This is a genomic window from Natrinema amylolyticum, from assembly GCF_020515625.1.
Taxonomy (GTDB): domain Archaea; phylum Halobacteriota; class Halobacteria; order Halobacteriales; family Natrialbaceae; genus Natrinema; species Natrinema amylolyticum.
The window spans coordinates 1,766,789-1,788,997 of sequence record NZ_JAIWPJ010000001.1 but is presented as its reverse complement, the minus strand read 5'-3'; the positions used below and the strand labels follow the sequence as shown (position 1 = coordinate 1,788,997).

The following is a 22,209-nucleotide window of genomic DNA, read 5'->3' as shown; positions in this document are numbered from 1 at the left end:
GTATGCCCAGCCCTGCCGTCATCGCCCACCGCGGCTACGCCGGCGTCGCACCAGAAAACACTGTCACCGCGGCCGCGCGCGCCGCCGAGCGCGACGAGACCGCGATGATCGAGATCGACGTCCAGCCGGCCGCCTGCGGAACCCCGGTGGTCGTCCACGACGAGCGCCTCGAGGGGGACCGCGATGGCCGACCGCTGACCGACGCGACCGGGTTCGTCTGGGAGACGCCGCTCGAGACGCTCCGAGAGACGCGAGTGCTCGGCACCGACGCGACGGTTCCGACGCTGGCCGAGTTGCTCGCGGCCGTCCCTGAGACGATCGGCGTCAACGTCGAGTTGAAGAATCCCGGAACCCGGGATCTGCGAGCCGGCGAGTCGCTCCCATCGGACGAGCGCGACGAGCGCCGCGAGGTCTGGCAGGCGTTCGTCGAACGGGTCGTCGCCGACTGTGCGGGTTTCAACGGCGACCTGCTCTTCTCGTCGTTCTGCGAGGGGGCCATCGCGGCGCTGCGCGAGACCGCCGACTACGCCGCCGCCCCGCTGCTCCGAGACGATCTCGCTGCCGGCCTCGAGATCGCACGCCGCTACGACTGCGAGGCGATCCATCCGCCGCGAACCGCGATTTCCGGTACGGATCGGGTCGAGATGGCAGAAATCGGGGGTTCAGATACCGAACCCGATATCGACGTCGTCACAGCGGCTCACGACGAGGGGCGAGCGGTCAACGTCTGGACGGTGACGAACTGGGTCCAGTTCGACGCGCTCGCGGCGGCCGGCGTCGACGGGATCATCGCGGACTACCCCGGATTGGGCGAGGGCTCGAGCGACCGGGTGCAGCGCTCGAACTGAGCGAGAAAGCGCCCTCTCGTGAGAGGGAGTGTTCCCGGTTGTCATGGTTTCGAGAGAATAGGCAGTAGAAGCACTATATGGGGAGATAAGTGCCATATTCGAGACGAGAGAATTGGCGGCCGGACAAGTATCGCCTGCAACTGCACCGGACACCTTGATACAGAGAATCGTCGGAGGATGTGGTGCTTATGGATTTCGTCGTCTCTCCGAGGAACCGTCTCGACGGTCGAGTCGCGAGCGGGACGGCCGGCTGCGGCTCGAAGCGATATCGACTCGAGCCGCGGCGTCAGCTCAGGGAGGAGGTGTACTCCGCGTATGAGTGATTTTCCGCCACGGACGACGATCAAACGGTGGTTGGTGACGACCAATCACAAGGATGTCGGCATCCTGTACCTGGGGACGGCGCTGTTCTTCCTCATCGCCGGCGGCGTTCTCGCGCTGCTGTTCCGCGCCCATCTGTGGGAGGCCGGCGGCACCGGACTGCTCACGAACACCGAGTACAATCAGTCGGTCTCGATCCACGGCCTCCTGATGGTGTTCTGGTTTCTCTCCCCGTTCGGGTTCGGCTTCGCGAACTACTTCGTCCCCTTACAGATCGGTGCGAAGGATCTGGCGTTCCCGCGCCTGAACGCGTTGAGTTACTGGTTTTACTTGTTCTCGGGCATTCTCGTCTTGCTCTCGTTCTTCCAGGGAACCTCGTGGGCTAACGGCTGGTACATGTACGCGCCGCTGAACGTCCCGATCTACAACCCCGGGTACACGCTGACGATGGGCGGGAACACGACCATCCTCGCGTTGACCTTATTCGTCATGTCGGTCACCCTCGGCTCGGTGAACTTCCTCACGACGATCCACCGCTGTCGTGCGGAAGGCCTCGGCCTGTGGAACATGCCGCTGTTCACGTGGAGCATTCTGCTGACCGTCTGGATGATGCTGTTCGCCTTCGCGGCGCTGCTGGCAGCGGTACTCCTGTTACTCACCGACCGTATCCTGCTGACCCAGTACTACTCCTCGACGTCACAGGGCTCGAGCCTGCTGTGGGGTCACCTGTTCTGGTTCTTCGGCCATCCGGAGGTGTACATCGTCTTCTTCCCGTCGCTGGGGATCATGTTCGAGACGTTCCAGACGTTTACCGGTCGACGCCTCGTCGGCCGGAAGTGGGTCATCATCGCGATGGTCCTCGTCGCGGTGCAGTCGTTCCTCGTCTGGATGCACCACATGTTCCTGACGACGATCAACCTGCCAATCAAGACGCTCTTTATGGCGACGACGATCGGGATCTCGCTGCCGTTCGACCTGATGGTCTTCTCGCTGATCTACACGATGGTCAAGGGCCGCGTCCGGTTTACGACGCCGTTCCTGTTCAACCTCGGCGCGCTCGTCCTGTTCATCCTCGGCGGCATTACGGGGGTCTTCCTCGGTGCGGTCGTCCTCGACTACGAGTTCCGCGGGACCTACTGGGTCGTCGCCCACTTCCACTACGTGATGGTCGCGGGCGTCACCGCACTGATCGGCGGTCTCTACTACTGGTGGCCGAAGATCACCGGCAAAATGTACTCCGAGCGGCTCGGGAAGCTCAGCTTCGCGGTCTACTTCCTCGGCTTCAACCTGCTGTACTTCCCGATGTTCATCGCCTGGGAGACGCCGCGCCGCGTCTTCCACTACGGCGAGGGCGCACAGCTCTACCACCAGGCGGCAACCGTCGGGGCCTACGTCCTCGCCGTGTCGTTCCTGCTCGTCTTCATCACCCTCGCGAAGAGCTTCGTCACGGGTCCCGACGCACCCGACAACCCGTGGACGTACTCGCGAACCGCCGAGTGGGCGACGACCTCACCACCCCCCCTCGAGAACTGGCCGAACCGGCCCAGCTACGCCAGCGGGGAACTCCGGTTCGTCGACGATTCGACCGCGACCGACGGCGGTGCGGCCGCACACGAGCGGATCGGCGAAGCCGAGTCGCTCGAGGGAGACCACGAGGATCACGCGAGCATCTGGCCCTTCGGCATCGGGATCGGCATGTTCGTCACGTTCCTCGGACTGTCGGGGATGACTCCCTACGTCGCCGAGTTCGCCACCGCACGCGGCGCGGAGGTGTCGGGCATCGGCTCGACCAACATTCTCTATCCACTGCTTTCGATCGTCGGCGTTCTCGTCCTGGGAGTCACCCTCTTCCAGTATGGACGCGAACGGTTCAACGCGCCCCACATGGCCATCGCCGAACGCTGGCCGTTCGACGGCGTCGGAACGACGAAAACCGGCGTCTGGATCTTCCTGGCCTCGGACGTCGTCGTCTTCGGGGCAGTCATCGGCGCGTACGTCTTCATGCGGATTCACACCGGCTGGGGCGAGATCGAACCCGTGCCGCCGTCGGAGATCATCGGCCTCTTCAACACGTACGTCCTCCTGACCTCGAGTTTCACGGTCATCATCGCGCTCACAATGGCCGAACGGGAGAACAAGCGCGGGCTGCTGGCGTCGATGGGAGCCACGCTGTTGCTCGGGTTCACGTTCCTCGGAGTCAAGGGCTACGAGTGGGGACAGGAGTTCGCCCACGACATCTACTGGTTTACCGAGCTCCAGTACTCGATGTACTTCGTGACGACCGGTCTGCACGCCCTCCACGTCATCCTCGGGCTGCTCATCGCCGCGTTCATGATATACCGCATCGTGACCGTCAACGCCTACCTCCGAGACAGTCGGCCCGTCGAGTTCTTCGGCCTCTACTGGCACTTCGTCGACATCGTCTGGGTGATCCTGTTCCCGCTGTTCTACCTCATGTAGCGCGGTCGAGGCCGTTTTTCGGGGTGTGACGGCCAAGGGGTCACTCGAGGTCGTTCGACTGAACGAGATCAACCGAATACAAGGAGGCCCCCCTCGAACGGTCCGCTATGGAACTCTCGAGCGTCGTCGATCGACTCGACGAGGAGCTCCGAACCGCCGACTACGCCGATCTCGACGCCAGCGCGAACGGGCTACAGGTCGGGCCGGACGACGGCGAGATCGAGCGCGTCGCGTTCGCCGTCGACGGCGTTCGCGAGACGTTCGATCGGGCGATCGAGGCCGACGCGGACCTGCTGGTCGTCCACCACGGGCTCTCGTGGGGCGGCTTCGACCGCGTGACGGGCCGGACCTACGACCGGATCGCCCCTCTGATCGAGAACGACCTCGCGCTGTACGTCTCGCACCTCCCGCTGGACGGCCACCAGGAACTCGGTAACGCCGCCGGCGTCGCCGACCTGCTCGGCCTCGAGGACCGAACCCCGTTCGGCGAACTCGGCCCCGAGTACATCGGTCAGCGGGGAACGGCGACGGAACCGTACGCGCCCAACGAGCTGCGTGAGCGCCTCGAGGAGAACCTCGACACGGACGGCCAGCCCGTCCAGCACCTCGCGTTCGGTCCGGACGAGATCGAGGACGTGGCGATCGTCACCGGCAGCGGGGTCGATTGGCTGGGCGAGGCCACCGCAACGGACGCCGACGCGCTGGTGACCGGCGAGGGGAAAGGGAAGGCCTACCACGAGGCCCAGGAGGCAGGAATCTACGTCTTCCTCGCGGGCCACTACGCGACCGAGACCTTCGGCGTGCGATCGCTGCAGGACCTGGTCGAGGAGTGGGGCCTCGAGACGAGGTTTCTCGAGGTGCCGACGGGGCTCTGACGACCGTCCACGAGCGGACCGGCGATCGGTTCGCTCCCCCGAAGCCAATTCGCGATTCGCTGGAGAGCGGACGGCCGTCGGGACGGACCGAGAGGGTGGGTCGCACTTTCTACTTCGACCAGCCAGTATACGAGGTTATGGGCCTTCATCTTACGGCTGTCTTGGACGAACCGAGGGGGTGGTGCGCTGCACGAGCGTTCCTCGGCGGATCGCTCGCGTTCGTCGCCCTGTACGCGTACTTCGAATTTCTCCGTGCCGGTGGCTCAATCCTGCTGTTGGTTTTCGCCACCTCGGCGGGGCTGTCGGGCGTCGCGGAACTGTTGCAGACGGACCGGCGGCGATCAGCGATCGTCCTGCGGGCGACGGCGATCGGACTGCTCGTCGCGCTGTCGCGGTGGCGCTTCGTTTGCTGCTGTCGTGATTCACCGCGACGACAGCGGGTGAGTGACCTTCGTGACCGGATCAGATGCTTCGAGACGATGTACCTCGAGGTCCCAACGGGGTTCTGATGGCGATCCGTTGGCAGATAGGAGCGTATTTCATAAAATACATTATAGAACTAAATAAGTCTAAATAAATGTAAATATATAAAATATAAAATATTACATTATATCAAGAAAATATTGCATGTATGCAACGGAGGAAATTGTTGCAAACGATTGGTGTCGGTACTATCAGCATGGGAGCGACAGTTAGTACTGCAAGATCCAGTGAGAGTAGCAATATAAAGGGTGACATGAAGAAAGCAAATGAAATCAGAGATAAAAAAGGAATAGAAGCGGCTACGGATTTCCTCGAAGACAATGGCTATCGTACTGGATCAAAAGAATTCACGAAATCAATCAAATTAGGTGTCAATGAAGCTAACACGAGTGGTAGTGTTGGCACCCAAAAAATAGAGGACCCCCAAGACGGTGGTATAACAGTAGAACTTCTTGGGGTACAAGAAGGATTCAATGACAGAGTGGGTATATTTGTAGAAACTTCGTACGATTACAGAGTGAAATGTCTGCGAGGGAGATGGAATAACAAAAGCTCCGGAGCGGACCCCAACGACGCAGTAGGAATTGCTTGGAACTCCTTCCAAAACGAATTTTTTGAACTTGCATTTGGAGGTGGGGAAAACGCTATGAGTACACCAAAGCATTCAGAATGGAATGAGGATGTCCACGACCCCAGCAGGGGTAGAACCGGGTTTAATATAGATGACAAAGAAGCATTTCTTGATTGGGAGGATTCCCTACCGAATTGCACCGTATACAAGGGGCTTGATGAAGAGGAGGAAGATGAAGTTTATGGTACTAATTGCGGACTTTATTTAGAACCTGTTGGAGACTGGGATCCGGAAGACCGTGTAATAAATGTAGCATACACTCACGCTTGGGCAAATATTTCGATTAACCCATCGGTATCATTCAGTTCGGACGGCCCTGCCCTCGAGTTTTCTCCTGACTGGCAGGTGAACGATTCCACGATTACAACCTCTGATGATGGTACTAACTTGGAGATGAGTCAAGCAGAGATAATATAGCATAAATATATTCGGGCACTATAATACAAATAGACGTAGTGACTGTGTATCTACTATAGATGAGTCCAAAATTCGGATGGCTCAATTTTGCCGGGCTACAAATAACAATTATGGGCGTTATTTGTTTCCAGATATTAATATTACTTAATGAGTTTGCCGTTCTTTTTGTACTTGGTGCCATATTCTCCATCATAGGAACAATTATAAATTTCATTGGAATAGTATATCATTGAATGTAGTGGGAATTTCCGGCACGAAGATGAGTACATTCGGTAGTGTGGAACCGCTGCTGAAGAGCCGATACGGCCGGTGGTCGCATTGCGGATCCCCGTGATCGGAACGCTCGTAGCACTGATCGTCGCGACACCGCGTCCCCGGTATCGCGATGTGCGAGGCGACGGACCGAGGGAATCGCGACGTTGAAACCGCTGGCTTGCGGACGCGTGAACATGAGCAACGACCACGATCACGACGACCACCACGACCCCGAACGGGAGACCTTCTCGCACGATCCGGTCGGCCACGCCGAAGTCCGCGCGGGGATGACGGTCGGCGAACTCGCGGGCGAGTACGGCAACGCCGGCGTCGGCGCGGCGGACCTCCACGAGGCCGTCGACGTGACCGAGTCGATGTTCGACGACGACGTGACCGTCTTCTTCGGCCTCGCGGGCGCGATGGTCCCGACGGGGATGCGCGCGATCGTCGCGGACCTGATCCGGGACGGCCACATCGACGTTCTCGTGACGACCGGCGCGAACCTCACCCACGACGCCATCGAGGCCATCGGCGGCAAACACCACCACGGCGCGGTCCACGCCGAGGGGAAAACCGAACGCGAACACGACGAGACCCTGCGCGACGAGGGCGTCGACCGCATCTACAACGTCTACCTCCCACAGGAGTTCTTCGCGACGTTCGAGTCCCACCTGCGCGACGAGGTCTTTCCGGTGCTCGAGGCCGAGTGCGAAGAAGAGGGCGCGGTCTCGATCCAGCGGCTCACCGAGGAACTCGGCCGAGCCAACGCCGAGGTCAACGAGCGCGACGAGATCGAAGAGGATGCCGGCATCGCTGCCGCCGCGTACGAGAACGATGTGCCGATCTACTGTCCGGCCGTCCAAGACTCCGTGCTCGGCCTGCAGGCGTGGATGTACTCCCAGACCGGAGCGTTCACGTTGGACGCGCTGGCCGACATGACACCGCTTACCGATATCGCCTTCGAGGCCGACGAGGCCGGCGCGTTCGTCGTCGGCGGCGGCGTCCCCAAGAACTTCACCCTCCAGACGATGCTCGTCTCGCCCGACGCCTACGATTACGCCGTCCAGTTGACCATGGATCCCAAGCAGACCGGCGGCCTCTCCGGCGCGACGCTCGACGAGGCCCGCTCGTGGGGCAAACTCGAGAAGGACGCCGACAACGTCTCGGTCTACGCCGACGCGACGATTACGCTCCCGCTGGTGGTCGCCGCCGCGCGCGAACGACTCGAAAACTGATCGCACGGCGCTCGCGGGAGACGACACCACTGCGCTCGCCCTCGATGCGTACCGCATCGGCTCGAGACTGGTTAACCGACGTGCAGTGGCGCGCGCTGGGCCGCGTCGAACGATCAGTGAGACGCGGACCGAAACTGCGCGAGGGATGAGGACCACAGCGACCAGCGGGAGCGAGGACCGCAATCGGCTGGGGAGGGCGTGGCTACTCCGTGTTGCCAGCATGAGCAGGACGCTCGTCGTCGGTGAGACTGAAACGAACACAGTGGCTCTGCTATCGTGGCAACGGGGATTTCCACGCCCTCCCCAACCGATTCACTCACTTCGTTCGCTCATCCCTCGCACAGATCGAACCGCAGTTCGCTGGTCGCTCACTGCGGTTCAGCGCGCGCCACCGCACACCGGTTGCTCGAAGCCGAAGTGACACAGAGGTCTGCCGCACTGCCCGTTCACCTGGCATCTAACGACGATCCGACGGCGGTTCGAACTCGTAGGTCTCGCCGTGCTCGAGGTAGTCCACCCGATCCTCGAGCCCCGCCTTTTCGACGGCCGCCTTGAAGTTCGAGAGCGGTGATCGAAACACCTCGTAATCGTTGTAGTGGATCGGGATCGACGTCTCCGCGTCGATCAGGTCGACCGCTTCGACGCCCTGGTCGGCGTCCATCGTCAGGAGAACGCCCAGAATCCGCGTCCCGCCGAGGTGGAGCAACGCGAGGTCGATCTCGGGGTAGCGCTCCGGGATCTCCTCGAGCGCGTCGTAGACGACCGTATCGCCAGAGACGTAGAGCCGCACGAGCGGCGGCTCGTCCGGGCTCGCCGCCTCGTCGTCGGACCGAAACTCGAGCATGCTGCCCATCACCGGGGGGAGCCCCTTCGAGACGACCGGCGGGCCGTGGCGGCCGGGCATCGCCGTGATCGTGAGCCGCGCGTCGCCCTTCCGGAGGTGACACTCCTCCCAGGTCTCGAGGGGATAGGTCTCGTGAAACCCTTTCTCGTCGAGTTCCTCGGCCGCGTGGTGGGTCGTCACGATCGGCAGGTCCTCGTCGAGTTTCTCTTCGACCACGCGGTCGAAGTGATCGCCGTGATAGTGAGAGAGCAGGACGAAGTCGATCGACGGCAACTCCTCGATCTCGATGGCGGGATCGGTCCGCCGTCGGGACGTGATCCCGTAGCCGAGGTGAACGTGATCGCCGCTGTGGAGGAAGTTCGGATCCGTGAGGATCGTAAAGCCGGCGTACTCGATGATCACCGTCGCGGTCCCAACGAAGAAGATCGATCCGTTCTCGAGGTCGGCGTCGTCCGTCTCGGCCGTCGGGAACTCGATGTCGGCGGCACGGAACTGGCTCATGGATTTCCCTCCACTGCGCGCCCGTTTCAACCCCTTTCGACGCTGCCGAGACTGCCACTGCGTCTGATACGAGCGTGCGGTGACACCGGGATCGACCCGGCCGCATATGCACGGCGTAGCCTCAACCGGCTGGCCGTCCGACGAGACTGCCATGAGCGATCCACTCGAGTACGAGGTCGCCGTCGTCGGCGGCGGTCCCGCGGGGCTGACGACAGCGCTGTACGCGACCCGGCTGGGCCACCGCACCGTGCTCTTCGAGAAGGAAGGCGGTCGCCACGCGAGAGTCACCCACGTCCACAACCTGCTGGGCGTCTCCGAGAACGTCTCCGGCGAACAGTTGGCGACCCACGCCGTCGACCAGCTCGAGCACTACGGCGGAGACTTCTTCCCGGACGCCGTCGAGTCAGTGGCGAAACTGGGTGACGACGGCGACGGCACTCCGGGCGGCGGCGACGACCCCCGATTTCGACTCGAATCCACCCACGCCACGGTCGACGCCCGGCGGGTCGTCTTCGCGACCGGCTTTCGCGATCGGAGCCCCGAGGTGTCGGAACTCGAGCGGTTCACCGGCCGCGGCCTGCACTACTGCCTGCACTGCGACGCGTACACGCTGGGCGACGGGCCGGTCTTCGTGCTCGGTCACACCGAAAGCGCGGCCCACGTCGCGATGACGATGCTCAACTTCACCGCCGACGTCGACCTCCTGCTCGACGACCGCGAGCCCGAGTGGGACCAGGAGACCGATCGGCAACTCGAGGCCCATCCGGTCGACGTCGTCGACACGGCGGTCGTCTCGGCGTACGAGGACGACACGATCCCCGACGACGAGCCGCCGTGGTTGGGCGGACTCTCCTTCGCCGACGGCACCGAGCGGGACTACCTCGGCGGGTTCGCGATGTACGGCTCCGCGTACAACGCCGACCTCGCGGCCGATCTCGGCTGTGACCTGCGCGACGACGGCGCCATCGCCGTCGACGAGGACCGGGAGACCAGCGTCGACGGCGTCTACGCCGTCGGCGACGTCACCCACGGCCAGAACCAGACCACCATCGCCATCGGCGACGGTGCCTACGCCGGCCTCGCGCTTCACAAGGACCTCCGGCCGTTCCCGAAGTCGCTCGACGACCTCGAGGCGAGCGACGAAGCGGACGATGACGGTGCGGACAGCGACGGCATCGAGAGCGACCTCGAGCGCTCGGTACCCGGAAGCCCGCCCGACCTCCGAGCGCAGATGCGACGCGTCCGCGAACTCGAGACGCATCCGGGATTGCGCGAGCCGTCGCCGGGCAGGGGACGCGAGTGAGGCCGCCCGGTGATCACTCGAGCGCGTCGTCGTAGGTCCGGTAGGTCGCCGACCCGACGTCGATCCGGACCAGCGCGTTTTCCGCGTAGGCGTCGGCGTCGGCGTCGTACTTCTCGTTGATCCGGCGGCGGGCGGCTGCCGTCTCGGCCTCGTCCTCGACGACCGTCGCCGTCCCGAGTAGCGTCACCGTCCACTGCGCGTGCCCCGCCTCGTCTCTCTGTACCGAGAGTGCGACTCGCGGGTTCCGTCGAACGTTCGCCAGTTTCCGACCCGTCGTCACGATCTCGACCGTCTCGTCCGCGTAGCGGTACCAGACCGGCGCGACGTGGGGTCGCCCCTCGACGCAGGTTCCCAGATGCGCCATCAGCGGCTCGCTCTCGAGGAGCCGTTCCGCCGTCGGTGGGACCGTCGTCACGGTCGTATCGCCGACGGGGAACGGCAAAAGCGACCGCCATGGCGGTGCCGGCGCGCCGGTCCCGTGGCGCGAACTTTTTCACCGCACCGTTCGTACCCGCGGTCATGTCACTGACTGCCGGCGTCGTCGCGGTCCAGGGCGACGTCGAGGAACACGCGGCCGCCATCGAACGCGCCGCCGCGGCTCGCGACCGCCAGATTACGGTTCGGGAAATCCGGGACTCCGGGATCGTCCCCGACTGCGACCTGCTCGCGATGCCCGGCGGCGAATCGACGACCATCTCCCGACTGATCCACAGCGAGGGGATCGCCCCCGAAATTCGGGAGCACGTCGCCGCCGGAAAACCCCTGCTCGCGACCTGTGCCGGCCTGATCGTCGCCTCGAGCGACGCCGGCGACGACCGGGTCGACGAACTTGGACTGCTCGACGTTGGCGTCGAGCGCAACGCCTTCGGCCGACAGACGGACAGCTTCGAAGCACCGCTCGCGGTCGCGGGTCTCGACGACCCGTATCCGGCGGTGTTCATCCGCGCACCCGTCATCGATTCGGTCGGCGACGCCGACGTGCTCGCGTCGTGGGACGACCGCCCGGTCGCGGTCCGAGACGGTCCCGTCGTCGGGACCTCCTTCCACCCCGAACTGACCCCGGACAGCCGGATCCACGGGTTGGCCTTCTTCGAGAACGAGGCCGCAGCGGTACCGGCGCTCGAGGACGCGCAGTAGTCGGCCCAGCGGAGACTGCGGCAGGGAGGCGAGGCGGGCGACTGTTTTATCCCGGCACGCGATGTGCTGAGGTTACATGTCGAGCGGACACGACGCGACAACGTACGAGATAGCTGCCGACGACGAGGCGATCCACAGCGCGTGGGACAATACCCTCGAGCCGGTCCAGACGATCGAGCCCGGCGACATCGTCCGCTTCGCATGCAGGGATTCGACGGGCGGGCAGCTCGGCCCCGATTCGACCGTCGCCGACGTCGCCGACCTCGATGTCGACCGGGTCCACACGCTGACCGGCCCCGTCGCGATCGACGGCGCTCGGCCGGGCGACGTCCTCGAGATCGAACTGCTCGAGGTCGACCACCGGGGCTGGGGGTACACGCTGGTCCTCCCGGGCGAGGCGGAGCTCGGGCTCCTGGCCGACGAGTTCCCGGAGCCGGCGCTATACGTCTGGGAGTTCGACGGCGATGTCGCTCGGTTCGCGAACGACATCGAGGTCCCGCTCGATCCGTTTCCCGGCGTGCTCGGCGTCGCACCCGCCGAGGACGGCACCCACGAGACGTTCCCGCCGCGGTCGGTCGGCGGGAACGTGGACATCAAACAACTCACGGCGGGCGCGACGCTGTACCTCCCCGTCGCGGTCGACGACGCCCTGTTCAGCGTCGGCGACGGACACGCCGCGCAGGGGGACGGCGAAGTCTGCGGGACCGGAATCGAGGCGCCGATGGACGTCACCTGTCGGTTCGATCTCCGGTCGGACCTGTCGATCGACCAGCCCCAGTTCGAGACCGCGGGACCGTTCACGCCGAGCGGCCGAGACGAGCCGATGTACGGGACGACGGGGATCGCGGACGACCTGATGACGGCGACCAGAACGGCCGTCCGGAACATGGTCGACCACCTGCACGACGAACGCGGACTCGACCGGAGCGACGCCTATATCCTGTGCTCGGCCGCCGTCGATCTGAAACTCAACGAGGTGGTCAACGCTCCGAACTGGGTCGTCTCCGCGTACCTTCCGGAGCGCCTCTTTCCGGCGGAACGGCGTCGATCGACGTGACAGGAACGGGACCGGTGGTACGCATTTATCCGTCGGCACCGTATCGGTGCTATGAACCGGTATCTATCCCCTGAACCGGCGAGCGATCGCCTCGAGGTGACCCCCGCGGACAGCGAGCGGACAGCGGCGCAATGACGGACTCGCCAACGGGCGACTTTCACGACGATTCGTCGGAGCGGGAGACGAACGAGCGCGATCGCGAGAACGCCTCTCCCCAGGCGCTTCCCGCGGACCTCGCGCGACGGTTCTTCGACGCGTGTCCGGTCGCCGCCCTCGTGATCGATTCGACGGGCGGTATCGCCTTCGCTACCGACCGCGCGTCGGAGACGCTCGGGCTCTCGCGCGAGGAGCTCGTCGGCCGTCCGTACGATTCGTCCGAGTGGACCATCTGCTACGACGACGGGACACCCGTCTCCGTGGATGACCATCCCGTCACGCGCGTCTTCGAGTCGGGCGATCCCGAGTCGGGGTTCGAACACTGGATCGAACTCCCGGACGGCACCGAACGGTGGTTCTCGAGCAACGCCGCACCGCTGTTCGACGAAGACGGCGGCGTCGAGTTCGTCGTCTTCGCGTTCGAGGACGTAACAGCGCTGAAGCGCCACGAGGAGCGACTGACCAGCGACCACGTCAGACTGCTCGAGTTCCGCGCGGACGAATCGGCGGTTCCGCCCTCGCTGCGGGTCGAGGACGAACGGATGTGGATCGACATCGATTCCGTCGTCTCACTCCCCGACGGGACCACCGTTCAGTACATGGGGACGTCGGATCTCACCGCGAGCGAGTTCGTTACGGCCGTCGAAGAGGTGCCCCACTACCTCGACGCGCGGTTGCTCAGTTCGGTCGACGGCTACAATCGCATCGAAGCCCACTCGGACTCGGAGACGGTCGCCCACGTGTTCTCTGCGCTCGGCGGCCGCCCCCGCGAAATCGTTATCGCGTCCGACGAGGTCAGGTTCCGCGGCGAACTCCCCGGCGACGTGGACCACCGGCAGGCCGGCGACGAGATCCGGCGGTTTCACCCCGAGGCCGAACTGGTCGCCGAGGAACTCGTCTACTCACCCCAACTGCTGTACGACATCGTCGCGGACGCGCTCACCGACCGACAGCTGGCCGCACTCGATGCCGCCTACTTCAGCGGCTACTTCGACACACCGCGGACCAGCACCGGCGACGAGTTGGCGGACCGGTTCGGGGTCACCCGCCAGACCCTCAATCAGCACCTCCGCAAGGCCGAGCGGACCGTCTTCCAGCACCTCTTCGAGAAGTCCGGCGCGGACGGACACTGACCAGTCAGCGTCACTCCTTACGACGACATCTGCGATACTGGATTCAATGAGTAACGATACAGCTCACTCCAGTCCCTCCCCATCCCGACCGGTCGGTGACGACAGTTCGGAGATCCGCGGCCGGTTCGACGACGGTCCCACCACGGTCGTCCTCGAGATCGTCGAAGCCGTGGCGGCCGTGACGAATCAAGAGCCCGACGCGATGTCACCGCTCTACCACACGATCGACCCCGAAGCGCTCACCGATCTCGTGACGTCTGCGCGAGACCACCCCATCGACGTTTCTTTCTCCTACGAAGGCTGTCGAGTGACCGTCTCGAGCGACGGCTGTGTCGTCGTCGACCCACCGGCGAACTGAACGCGTCCGCAAGTCGCAGTTTCGGAGCGTGCCTCGAGAGTCCCGTTCGGGCCGTCTCGGGTTCTCAACCGCGTGAAGGGCGCTCCGCGAACTCGAGCAGTTGGGGCGCTCCTCGAGTCGCGCCCGGAGCTGATCCACGTCGGTCGTGCTCATCCGTTGAATGTGGGCGAGACCGTGCGTGTCTGTACGTGAGTGTTAGTTCAGTTTAAAATAGACTCAATAGCTGGCCGAAGACGCCAGCGTTGAACGTATCTTCTGCTCGGTAGCCCTCGATAGTGGCATTATAATCGTGATATTGTGGATTGAAATCGCGGTTCATACACCGAACCATCATATGGTCGGTCCCCGGACCGAGGACGCGATATTCTTCGGGCGGTTCCTCACCGCGAGCGAGGTAGCTATCCCGAATCTGGCACCGAAGGTGATAGACCAGAAACTCTCGGAACTGGCCCCTGTCGATGTCGATGACGACGTGCTCGAGGCGCGTATCAGGTTTGCGGTCCGGATAAGGGTCGTCACTCTGAATAATGCGATCGTCGTTGATATCGGCGTAGTATATCACGTGGACTCCGGAGGTGGCGTCAATCTCACTTCCGTCGTCGGTGAGGTAAATATCGAGTTTGTGTTCTCGATATTCGTTCATCGCCACACCTGCGGGCACGGGATCGGGTTTGGTTGCGCGATAGTGGCGTCGTACGCACCGGCCAGTTGCTGATAGTAGTGATGGAAGTGGTGCTTCAGGTCGTCTTCGGAGAGATCCGCGACTACATTTTCGACCTGCTCGATCTGGTCACTCCGCAGGTACCACGGGACTGTGTCATACTCGGTGTTCTGAGCGACGTACCATTTGGCATAATCCCGCGCTTGATCAACCATCTCGTTCCCCTCACCTGTTCGGTCGTCTGGGTCATCCGGATAGCCCTCTTGTTCATGATACACGATTTCCCAACTTCCCTTTTCAATCGATATTTCGTGAATTACGCCGTTATTGTCATTGATATCGACCCCGATACCCACTTCATTTTCACCGATAACCGTACCATTCATTATTCTCTCACTCCAGTCGGATCACTACCCGTTCCTGTTTTCTGTGACTTATCGACATTGGTCTGTGATTTGAGCCCGAGAATATCGAGTACCTTCTCGCGATTATTGTATATCGCCTACGAAGCGCAGCACCGGACAGGGAACCAATAATTTTACCGAAAGGCAGCCCGGACTCTTTGCCGGCCTCGGTCATTCCCATCTTGAGGGCTTCCCCAGTTCCTGCATCACCCATCTTCTGGAAAAGGTTACCTTCGAGCGTGGATGATAATCCGTCGACTCTGGCCTGCAGTTGCTTTTGATTTTCCGCTAATGCATAGAGGCGGTCGTCGACACCGGATTTCTCACCGATGTCTTGCAGCGACAGATCGGATTTCTCATTACTCCCAAATACCGCCTCCTTCAGCGACGACAAACGACCTTCGGTCAACCGCTGGATGTGGACTTCCGTCTGTCCCAAGCGCTGGATTCCCAATTCACCACCTTCCATCACACGCTGGGCAGTTTCCTCCGCCTCCCGCTCTAACTGTGGATCCGGATCGATCTCGAGCCCCAAATTCTCCTGTGGAAGCATCGACACCGCACCGCCAGTCTGTTGGCGTACGTGGGCTAACTCGTGAGCCAGAACGTGCTGGCCTTCCGGCGAAGACGGATCGTACTCGCCGGAATTAAACGCGACGTGATTCCCGACCGTGAACGCCCGTGCATTGATCTGCTCACATGCCTGGGCAGCCTTTGGACCAGTATGAATCCGCACGTCACCCAGCGAATCACCCATCCGGTCTTCCACCGCCCGCTGGATCGACGTATCCAGCGACCGGCCGGGTGAGGAGATGACGTCCCGAACGCCCTCCGGGACCTGTGTCTCACCGGCCGCGCCGCTCTGAGCCCCGCCTTCCGCACTGCGCTGGAGTGCGCTCGAGGCACCGCGACTCGATTTGTTGCCGAGACGGGGACCGCTAGCTGTCCGAGACAGCCCTGTTCCGATCGATTCTTTGATTCGATGAACGCGCTCGGCAGCGCCCAACCCGCTAGTCGACGTCGGCCCGAGACTCGAGTCCGTCCGTTGCTTCGCGCGCTGGAGGCGTGCCGCAGCATCCAGTGCGCCGATCGAGTCCGAAGCGGTCTCCGATTGTGACGAGTCGGTGTGTTCTTTCAGTCGCTGCACTCGCTCTGCCGTCGACCCGAACGAGCCCAGCGACGCAGGCATCTCTGCTGAGTCCGCTGATGTCGTCCCCTCGTCACTCGTTCGGTGTACTGATACGCTCGAGTCAGTGGACTGTTGTCGCTGAACCGCGGACGAGGAATCAGATTCCTCGTCGGACGAGCGTCCCGAACGCGAAGAATATCGTCCCATCGCTGTGATATCCAGGTCGTTTTGGGTCCGCAACAATAGTATTTACTGTTACTACACACGCTAAATTTTAAGAGATGGTGTCGTGTTGGGTCGGCCATTAGCCGAGTGTCCTACGAGACGACACGCACTCACTTGCTGGCCGAACTCGAGCGAAATAGTTCAGCAGCGGAGACGGAACAGGAGGGGAGTGAACGAGCGACGGTACGAGCAGGGAGCATGATCGTCCCGGAAGCGTACGTTTACGGTTCCGAAGCCGATACCTTCCGATATGATCGCCGACAGCGACGCGACGGGGGAGAGACGATGACGGGAAAGCGAAACGACCCGAACGAGTCCCCGGCCGACCTCCGCGAGGACGCCGCTAGATACGACGAGATAGCCGACGGCCTCGAGGACCTCCTCGCGGAACTGCGCGACGAGGAGCTCAAGGATTCGCGGCTCGAGGGGCTGTTCGACGAGGTCAGCTCAAGCGATCCGAACATCTGGAACATCGTGAGCGCGTTCATCGACGTCGAGGACGGCGAGGCGGTGGTCACGGACGAGTCGAAACTGGCACAGGGGAGCTGGGCACCGGAGATCATCGAGGGCTGTGACACGATGATCACCCTCGACATCGAGTACGGGATGATGCCCGACGAGTTCACCTACACCGCCGGAAAGAAGCTCAGCCAGCGGATCGAGGAGTTCCGGGAGCAAGCGGCCGAGGCGAGGCGGAAGGCCGACGAACTCGAGGACGAGACGACCGACTGAGAGTGATCTGCGGAGATACTCGTGACCGATCCCGAGCTCACGGGACGGGTTTATCGCCTATATCACGGCTGAATTCGAGAATTAGATCTAACCCGTGTCGGATTACAGAAGACCTATACTGTGATCCTCGTCTCAATTGGATATGGTCCGGTATCCCGACGGTCGATGTCCCGATTGCGGTGAGAGAAAATTTTCTCGGGCAGAAGGTTCTGAATGGTGCCCTAACTGTGCCCAACTTCGCTCTCTGGGACTGGTTGATCGATGATTTGACGACTCTGTTATGGAATATTACAGACCCACTTCCCGATAGCTGTTGGCCCGCTCCGTAAGTGGGATAAATCGTAATCGGGAACGTGCGGATTCGTGAAGACGCTCAGGCGACTATCCGTTCTTGTTCGAATTCCTCGTCAGTCGTCACGTTCCCATCGGTATCGTCCTCGTTCTCTGTCCGCCAGCGCCACGATCCCACCTCGAGCGGCTCGAGCGAGACGATCACGTACGACCGGTCGGGCCAGGTCGCCCGCGCGGCGTCGGTCGCGCTCGGCCGCGGCGGCCCGCGGGGATGGGAGTGATAGAAGCCGACGATTTCCTCGCCCCGGTCCTCGAGGCGCTCGAAGATAGCCAGCTGTTCCTCGGGATCGATCTCGTACCGCGTCCGCGGCGTGTCGGCGACGTTCGCGGCCGGATACTGCGATCGAACGCGACTCCGACCGTCGGGCTCGAACTCGCCGCCGAGGACGCCACAGATTTCGTCCGGCTCGCCGTCGCGGGCGCGTTCGAGGATCGCCTCGCGAACGACAGTCGGGAGGACGATCACGGGCTCGAGTCGACCTCGGTTCGAGACTCCGATTTGTCACGTGCCGTCTCGAGGTTCTCGAGTTCCCCGAACGGAACCGCGATATCCGCGGCCGGCCCGTCGAACCGGTTGGGCTGGACGATCGGTGCCAGCGCCTCGAGCGTGTCCACCAGCCGCGGCCCGGGCCGGTTGAGGTAGTGGTCGCCGTCCATCGCCCAGACGCGGCCCTCTCGAACTGCAGTGAGATCCGCCCAGCCGTCGCGCTCGGTGAGATCGGTTCTGTTCCGCGCGGTCTGCTCGAGGCCGAAGCCACAGGGTGCGACGACGGCGAGTTCGGGGTCGTAGTCGCGGATGTCGTCCCACTCGCGCGGACTCGAGGCCTCGCCGACGTCGGCCAGCCCGTACTCGCCGCCGGCCCAGTCGACGAGTTCGGCGGTCCAGTGGCCCGCGACCATCACGGGATCGGTCCAGTCGAAGACCGCCACGCGCGGACGGTCCTCGGCAGCGATATCGGCGGTTCGGATCCGGATCGCTTCGATCCGCGACTCGAGATCGCGTCGGACCTCGCGAGCGCGCTCCTCTCGGCCGATCGCGCGGCCGATCCGTTCGAGGTCTCCCAGCACGTCGCCGACGCTGTGGGGGTCGGTCGGCACGATTTCGGGATCCGCATCGATCCGGTCGACGGCGTCCTCGATTACCGCCACGTCGACCGCACAGACGTCGCACATTCCCTGCGTGACGATCACGTCCGGCTCGAGTTCCGCGAGCGTCTCGACGTCGACGTCGTAGACGCCGCCCTCGGTGTCGGCGGTCTCGAGCACCTGCTGGTCGATCTCGCCGCTCGAGCCCGAGGCGTCGATTCTCGAACGGGTGACAGCGGGTGCGGACGCGGCCGCCGGCGGGTAGTCGCACTCGTGGGAGACACCGACCGGTTCGCGGCCGAGCGCGGCGACCGTTTCGGTGGCCGAGGGGAGCGTCGTGACGATTCGCATGGTCGGTCGTAGGGAGCGCGCGACCAAAAACGGCGGCCTCGATAAGAGGTGTGATGAGAGCGACTGTGTGCACGGAAGAAGCAAAAGTGAACCGTTCCGCTATCGTGGCGGCGATCCGTGTCTCTCGCGTTATCTCTGTTGCGACGACACGTCCTCGAGTGCTCGCTCGAGCTCACTCACCCCGTCCTTTTCCGTCCGGTCGGGATTCGCCAGCACCCGCACCGGTTGCTCGCCGAGAGGGACGAACCCCAGATCGAGCCGGTCGGCGGTCTCGCGGAGGCCGAGGCCCGCGTCGGCGTCGCCGTCGATGACCTTGCGGGCCGGGCTCTCGTGGGCGCGCAGCCCGAGATCGAAGCCGTCGATCGCGTCGACGATCTCGTGGCGGTCCGTGTCCCGCTCCGCGGCGAGGTCGGCGACCGCAGCGCCCAGACTCGAGCGAAGCCCCGAATCCGTCGTCCGATTGATGAACCGCAGATCGCGATCGACCAGGTCCGCGAGCCCCTCGATCTCGACTGGGTTGCCGGTCCGGACGACTAGCCCCCACTCGCGATCCCAGCGGCCGAGTTCGGTCGCGTCGACTTCCCTCTCGAGCGGTCCCGCGGCCACGGCGATGTCGGGGACGCCCTCGCGGAGTCGCCGCAGGCCGGGTCGGCTTCCGACCGAGAGATAGCGCGGGTTCTCGAGGCCGTCGAGCAGCCGCGAGAACGCCGGGTCGTCCTCGCCGACGCCGAACAGCGTCGGCGGGCGGACGTCCGGCGAGAACAGCGTGACCGTGACGGGTTCGCCCGCCTCGAGGTAATCGGTCTCGGGGCCGACCTCGACGACGCCGTCGGCGTCCGCGAGGCTGGTCGTCGCGCCGCTGCCCTTGTCGACGGGGTAGACGAGCGTCTCGCCGTCGCCATCCGTGACGATCCCCACCGGCATGAGCCGATGGCGGCCCTCCTCGTACCGCTCCTGCCGAGCGAGGCGGCCGGAGACGGTCGCGGACGCCGGCTCCGGCCTCCCGGCCGCCTCGCGGATCGCCGGCGCGACGAAGGTTCGGAAGACCATCATCGCGGAGACGGGATAGCCGGGGAGGCCGACGTAGGCCGAATCGTCCAGCCGACCGATCAGCATCGGCTTCCCCGGTTTGACGCTCACGCCGTGGAGCAGCAACTCGCCCTGCTCCTCGATGACCCGATAGATGACGTCGACCGCGCTCGCGCTGGTCGACCCCGAGGAGAGCACGAGGTCGCACTCGTCGGCCGCGGTCCGCAGAATCTCCTCCATCTCGTCTTGTTCGTCGCCAGCGTGGGGGTAGAGGACTGCTTCGCCGCCAGCGTCTTCGACGCCCGCGGCGATGGTGTAGCTGTTGACGTCGTAGATCTCGCCGCGTTCGCTGTCGAGGTCCTCCCCCGGCCGCACGAGTTCGTCGCCCGTCGAGACGATGCCGACCGTCGGCTTCGCGCGGACGGGCACCTCGTCGATTCCCAGCGCCGACAGCAGACCGATATCGCGGGGCGTGATCGTCGTGCCGGGACCGAGCGCGCGTTCGCCGGCGGCGACGTCCGCCCCCGCGAACATGACGTTGTCGCCGGGGGCGACCGAGGTCCGGATCAGAACCGCGTCGCCGTCGGCGTCCGTATCAGTTCGCTCGACGGGGACCATCGCGTCCGCACCGTCGGGCATCACCGCGCCGGTCGAGATTTCGACGGCCTCTCCCTCCTCGAGCGCCACGTCCGGTTTCGCACCGGCGTGGACCTCGCCGACGACCTCGAGACGAGCGGGATCGGCCTCGTCGGCGCCGAACGTGTCCCGGGCCCGGAGGGCGTAGCCGTCCAGACTCGCCCGGTCGAACCCCGGCACGTCGAGTTCGGCGTCGAGTCGCGCCACGAGCACCCGGCCGCGCGCGTCCTCGAGCGAGACGCGTTCGATGCCGCCCTCGAGGCCCAGCGAGTCGATCGCCTCGCGCGCCTCCGCGGGGGAGGCGAGATCGCGGAATTCCTTGCGGTTCATAGCGGTCCTTCGGACGCCGAGGCTAAAAACGTCGGTCGACTCGCTGCAGTCCCGATCGCCGTCTGTCGTCTGTGGAATGTTCTCGTACGACAACGATTAAGCGTTCGCCCGAAGAGGTGCGACCCATGTCACGGCTTTCCGATACGGACCGCGAGCGCATCGCCGATCTCTTCGACCGTCACCTCGAGGTCGGGCTCCACCACGGGGCACAGCTGGCCGTCTACGTCGACGGCGAACCGGTGATCGACCTCGCGGGCGGCGTCGAGGCACCGGACGGCCCGGACGAGAACCGCGAGACGCGGCACATCCTCTTCTCGAGCACGAAACCCTACGCCGCGGTGACGCTGCACTCGCTCGTCGAAGAGGGCAAGCTCGACTACGACGACCGGGTGGTCGACCACTGGCCCGAGTTCGCCGACGAGGGCACGGAGAAGGCCGATATCACCGTTCGACAGGTGCTCAGCCACACATCGGGGCTCAATCGGGGCGAGATTGACGACCGCCCCGACCTCTGGGGCGACTGGGACGCCGTCGTCGAGAAACTCGAGGCGATGGAGCCCAACTTCACGCCGGGCGAGACCCCGGCCTATCACGCGCTGACGTTCGGCTGGCTGGTCGGCGAACTCGTTCGCCGCGTCTCCGGGACGCCGATCGAGCGGGCCGCTCGAGAGCGGGTCTTCGACCCGCTCGGACTGGACGACACCGGCATCGGGCTGCGAGACGACGAGGACGACGACGTCGCGACGCTGGTCGGCTTCGACGAATTCGACCGCTGTCGCGACCCCGGCGAGGGACTGGGTGATCACACCGAGGTCGCAGCGCCGTTCAATTCCGAGGAGATCCACCGCGCCGTGATCCCCGCCGCCAACGGCATCGGGACCGCGGGCGACATGGCCCGCTTCTACGCCTGTCTCGCCAACGGCGGCGAACTCGAGGGGACGCGGCTCCTCGAGCCAGAGACCGTCGAACGGATGACGCAACTCGAGGCCGAGACGGAATCGGACGGGACGATCGGTCGGGAAGCGCGGTTCGCGCTCGGGTTCTGGAAGGGCGGGACGACGGTCGCGCCGTACGGCTCGCTCTCGCCCGAACACGCCTTCGGACACGCCGGGCTGGGCAGCAGCGTCGGCTGGGCCGATCCCGAGGAGAACGTCGCCTTCTCCTACGTGACGAACGGCGTTCGCGACGGCTCCTACGAACACGTCGCCCGCGTGAACGCACTGGCGGACGCGGTCCGGCAGGCGCTCCGGTGAGGCAGTCG

At 63.9% G+C, this 22,209-nt stretch carries 20 protein-coding genes and 1 pseudogene; 13 read left to right on the top strand and 8 right to left on the bottom strand.

Annotated elements, in window-relative coordinates; genetic code table 11:
• The first annotated feature begins 2 nt into the window (after positions 1-2).
• From LDH66_RS08775 to LDH66_RS08750, 6 genes are all read left to right on the top strand, one after another.
• The gene (locus LDH66_RS08775; protein WP_226480677.1) at positions 3-848 is read left to right on the top strand and encodes a glycerophosphodiester phosphodiesterase; all 846 of its coding nucleotides are present in this window, start codon (positions 3-5) and stop codon (positions 846-848) included.
• Positions 849-1,163: 315 nt separating this feature from the next.
• Complete coding sequence (locus LDH66_RS08770) at positions 1,164-3,629, top strand: cbb3-type cytochrome c oxidase subunit I (protein ID WP_226480676.1); 2,466 nt, start codon at positions 1,164-1,166, stop codon at positions 3,627-3,629.
• Between the two features lie 107 nt (positions 3,630-3,736).
• Positions 3,737-4,504 carry a Nif3-like dinuclear metal center hexameric protein gene (locus LDH66_RS08765; RefSeq protein WP_226480675.1) on the top strand — a complete coding sequence of 256 codons (768 nt, stop codon included), beginning with the start codon at positions 3,737-3,739 and terminating at the stop codon, positions 4,502-4,504.
• Between the two features lie 137 nt (positions 4,505-4,641).
• Positions 4,642-5,013, top strand: a complete 372-nt coding sequence (locus LDH66_RS08760) for a DUF8011 family protein (RefSeq protein WP_226480674.1) — start codon at positions 4,642-4,644, stop codon at positions 5,011-5,013.
• 170 nt (positions 5,014-5,183) lie between these two features.
• Complete coding sequence (locus LDH66_RS08755) at positions 5,184-6,035, top strand: hypothetical protein (RefSeq protein WP_226480673.1); 852 nt, start codon at positions 5,184-5,186, stop codon at positions 6,033-6,035.
• A gap of 449 nt (positions 6,036-6,484) precedes the next feature.
• Positions 6,485-7,525 (top strand): deoxyhypusine synthase, encoded by a 1,041-nt coding sequence (locus LDH66_RS08750; RefSeq protein WP_226480672.1) that lies wholly within the window; start codon positions 6,485-6,487, stop codon positions 7,523-7,525.
• Between the two features lie 457 nt (positions 7,526-7,982).
• Here the strand turns inward: LDH66_RS08750 and LDH66_RS08745 are convergent, their stop codons facing one another.
• On the bottom strand, positions 7,983-8,870 hold the full coding sequence (locus tag LDH66_RS08745; RefSeq protein WP_226480671.1) for an MBL fold metallo-hydrolase: 888 nt from the start codon (positions 8,868-8,870) through the stop codon (positions 7,983-7,985).
• 151 nt (positions 8,871-9,021) lie between these two features.
• On the opposite strand from LDH66_RS08745, the gene LDH66_RS08740 reads away from it, so the two are divergent.
• Positions 9,022-10,173, top strand: coding sequence for an NAD(P)/FAD-dependent oxidoreductase (locus LDH66_RS08740; RefSeq protein ID WP_226480670.1), 1,152 nt, complete (start codon positions 9,022-9,024; stop codon positions 10,171-10,173).
• A 13-nt stretch (positions 10,174-10,186) separates the two neighbouring features.
• Here the strand turns inward: LDH66_RS08740 and LDH66_RS08735 are convergent, their stop codons facing one another.
• Entirely contained in the window at positions 10,187-10,588 is a 402-nt protein-coding gene (locus LDH66_RS08735) for a pyridoxamine 5'-phosphate oxidase family protein (protein WP_226480669.1), read from the bottom strand.
• 104 nt (positions 10,589-10,692) lie between these two features.
• On the opposite strand from LDH66_RS08735, the gene pdxT reads away from it, so the two are divergent.
• From pdxT to LDH66_RS08715, 4 genes are all read left to right on the top strand, one after another.
• Positions 10,693-11,310, top strand: coding sequence for a pyridoxal 5'-phosphate synthase glutaminase subunit PdxT (gene pdxT / locus LDH66_RS08730; RefSeq protein WP_226480668.1), 618 nt, complete (start codon positions 10,693-10,695; stop codon positions 11,308-11,310).
• Positions 11,311-11,386: 76 nt separating this feature from the next.
• On the top strand, positions 11,387-12,367 hold the full coding sequence (locus tag LDH66_RS08725) for an acetamidase/formamidase family protein (protein WP_226480667.1): 981 nt from the start codon (positions 11,387-11,389) through the stop codon (positions 12,365-12,367).
• Positions 12,368-12,498: 131 nt separating this feature from the next.
• Positions 12,499-13,656, top strand: coding sequence for a bacterio-opsin activator domain-containing protein (locus LDH66_RS08720; RefSeq protein ID WP_226480666.1), 1,158 nt, complete (start codon positions 12,499-12,501; stop codon positions 13,654-13,656).
• Between the two features lie 46 nt (positions 13,657-13,702).
• Positions 13,703-14,014: a HalOD1 output domain-containing protein gene (locus LDH66_RS08715; RefSeq protein WP_226480665.1), complete on the top strand. Its 312-nt coding sequence runs from the start codon at positions 13,703-13,705 to the stop codon at positions 14,012-14,014.
• Between the two features lie 205 nt (positions 14,015-14,219).
• On the opposite strand, the gene LDH66_RS08710 is transcribed toward LDH66_RS08715, so the two are convergent.
• The 3 genes and pseudogenes from LDH66_RS08710 to LDH66_RS08700 form a co-directional block, all read right to left on the bottom strand.
• Positions 14,220-14,657, bottom strand: a complete 438-nt coding sequence (locus LDH66_RS08710) for a DUF7958 family protein (protein ID WP_484549485.1) — start codon at positions 14,655-14,657, stop codon at positions 14,220-14,222.
• The gene (locus LDH66_RS08705; protein ID WP_226480663.1) at positions 14,654-15,061 is read right to left on the bottom strand and encodes a DUF7958 family protein; all 408 of its coding nucleotides are present in this window, start codon (positions 15,059-15,061) and stop codon (positions 14,654-14,656) included. Before LDH66_RS08705 ends, LDH66_RS08710 begins: the two co-directional genes overlap by 4 nt.
• 424 nt (positions 15,062-15,485) lie before the next feature.
• Positions 15,486-16,034: pseudogene (locus LDH66_RS08700) on the bottom strand (eCIS core domain-containing protein); the annotation flags it as partial.
• Positions 16,035-16,718: 684 nt separating this feature from the next.
• Between LDH66_RS08700 and LDH66_RS08695 the strand changes: the two are divergent.
• On the top strand, positions 16,719-17,165 hold the full coding sequence (locus LDH66_RS08695; protein ID WP_226480662.1) for a hypothetical protein: 447 nt from the start codon (positions 16,719-16,721) through the stop codon (positions 17,163-17,165).
• A gap of 373 nt (positions 17,166-17,538) precedes the next feature.
• On the opposite strand, the gene LDH66_RS08690 is transcribed toward LDH66_RS08695, so the two are convergent.
• The 3 genes from LDH66_RS08690 to LDH66_RS08680 form a co-directional block, all read right to left on the bottom strand.
• Positions 17,539-17,982 carry a desampylase gene (locus LDH66_RS08690; protein ID WP_226480661.1) on the bottom strand — a complete coding sequence of 148 codons (444 nt, stop codon included), beginning with the start codon at positions 17,980-17,982 and terminating at the stop codon, positions 17,539-17,541.
• Positions 17,979-18,953 carry an ABC transporter substrate-binding protein gene (locus LDH66_RS08685; RefSeq protein WP_226480660.1) on the bottom strand — a complete coding sequence of 325 codons (975 nt, stop codon included), beginning with the start codon at positions 18,951-18,953 and terminating at the stop codon, positions 17,979-17,981. Before LDH66_RS08685 ends, LDH66_RS08690 begins: the two co-directional genes overlap by 4 nt.
• A gap of 129 nt (positions 18,954-19,082) precedes the next feature.
• Entirely contained in the window at positions 19,083-20,948 is a 1,866-nt protein-coding gene (locus tag LDH66_RS08680; RefSeq protein WP_226480659.1) for a molybdopterin biosynthesis protein, read from the bottom strand.
• A 125-nt stretch (positions 20,949-21,073) separates the two neighbouring features.
• On the opposite strand from LDH66_RS08680, the gene LDH66_RS08675 reads away from it, so the two are divergent.
• Positions 21,074-22,201 (top strand): serine hydrolase domain-containing protein, encoded by a 1,128-nt coding sequence (locus LDH66_RS08675; RefSeq protein ID WP_226480658.1) that lies wholly within the window; start codon positions 21,074-21,076, stop codon positions 22,199-22,201.
• Positions 22,202-22,209: the final 8 nt, after the last annotated feature.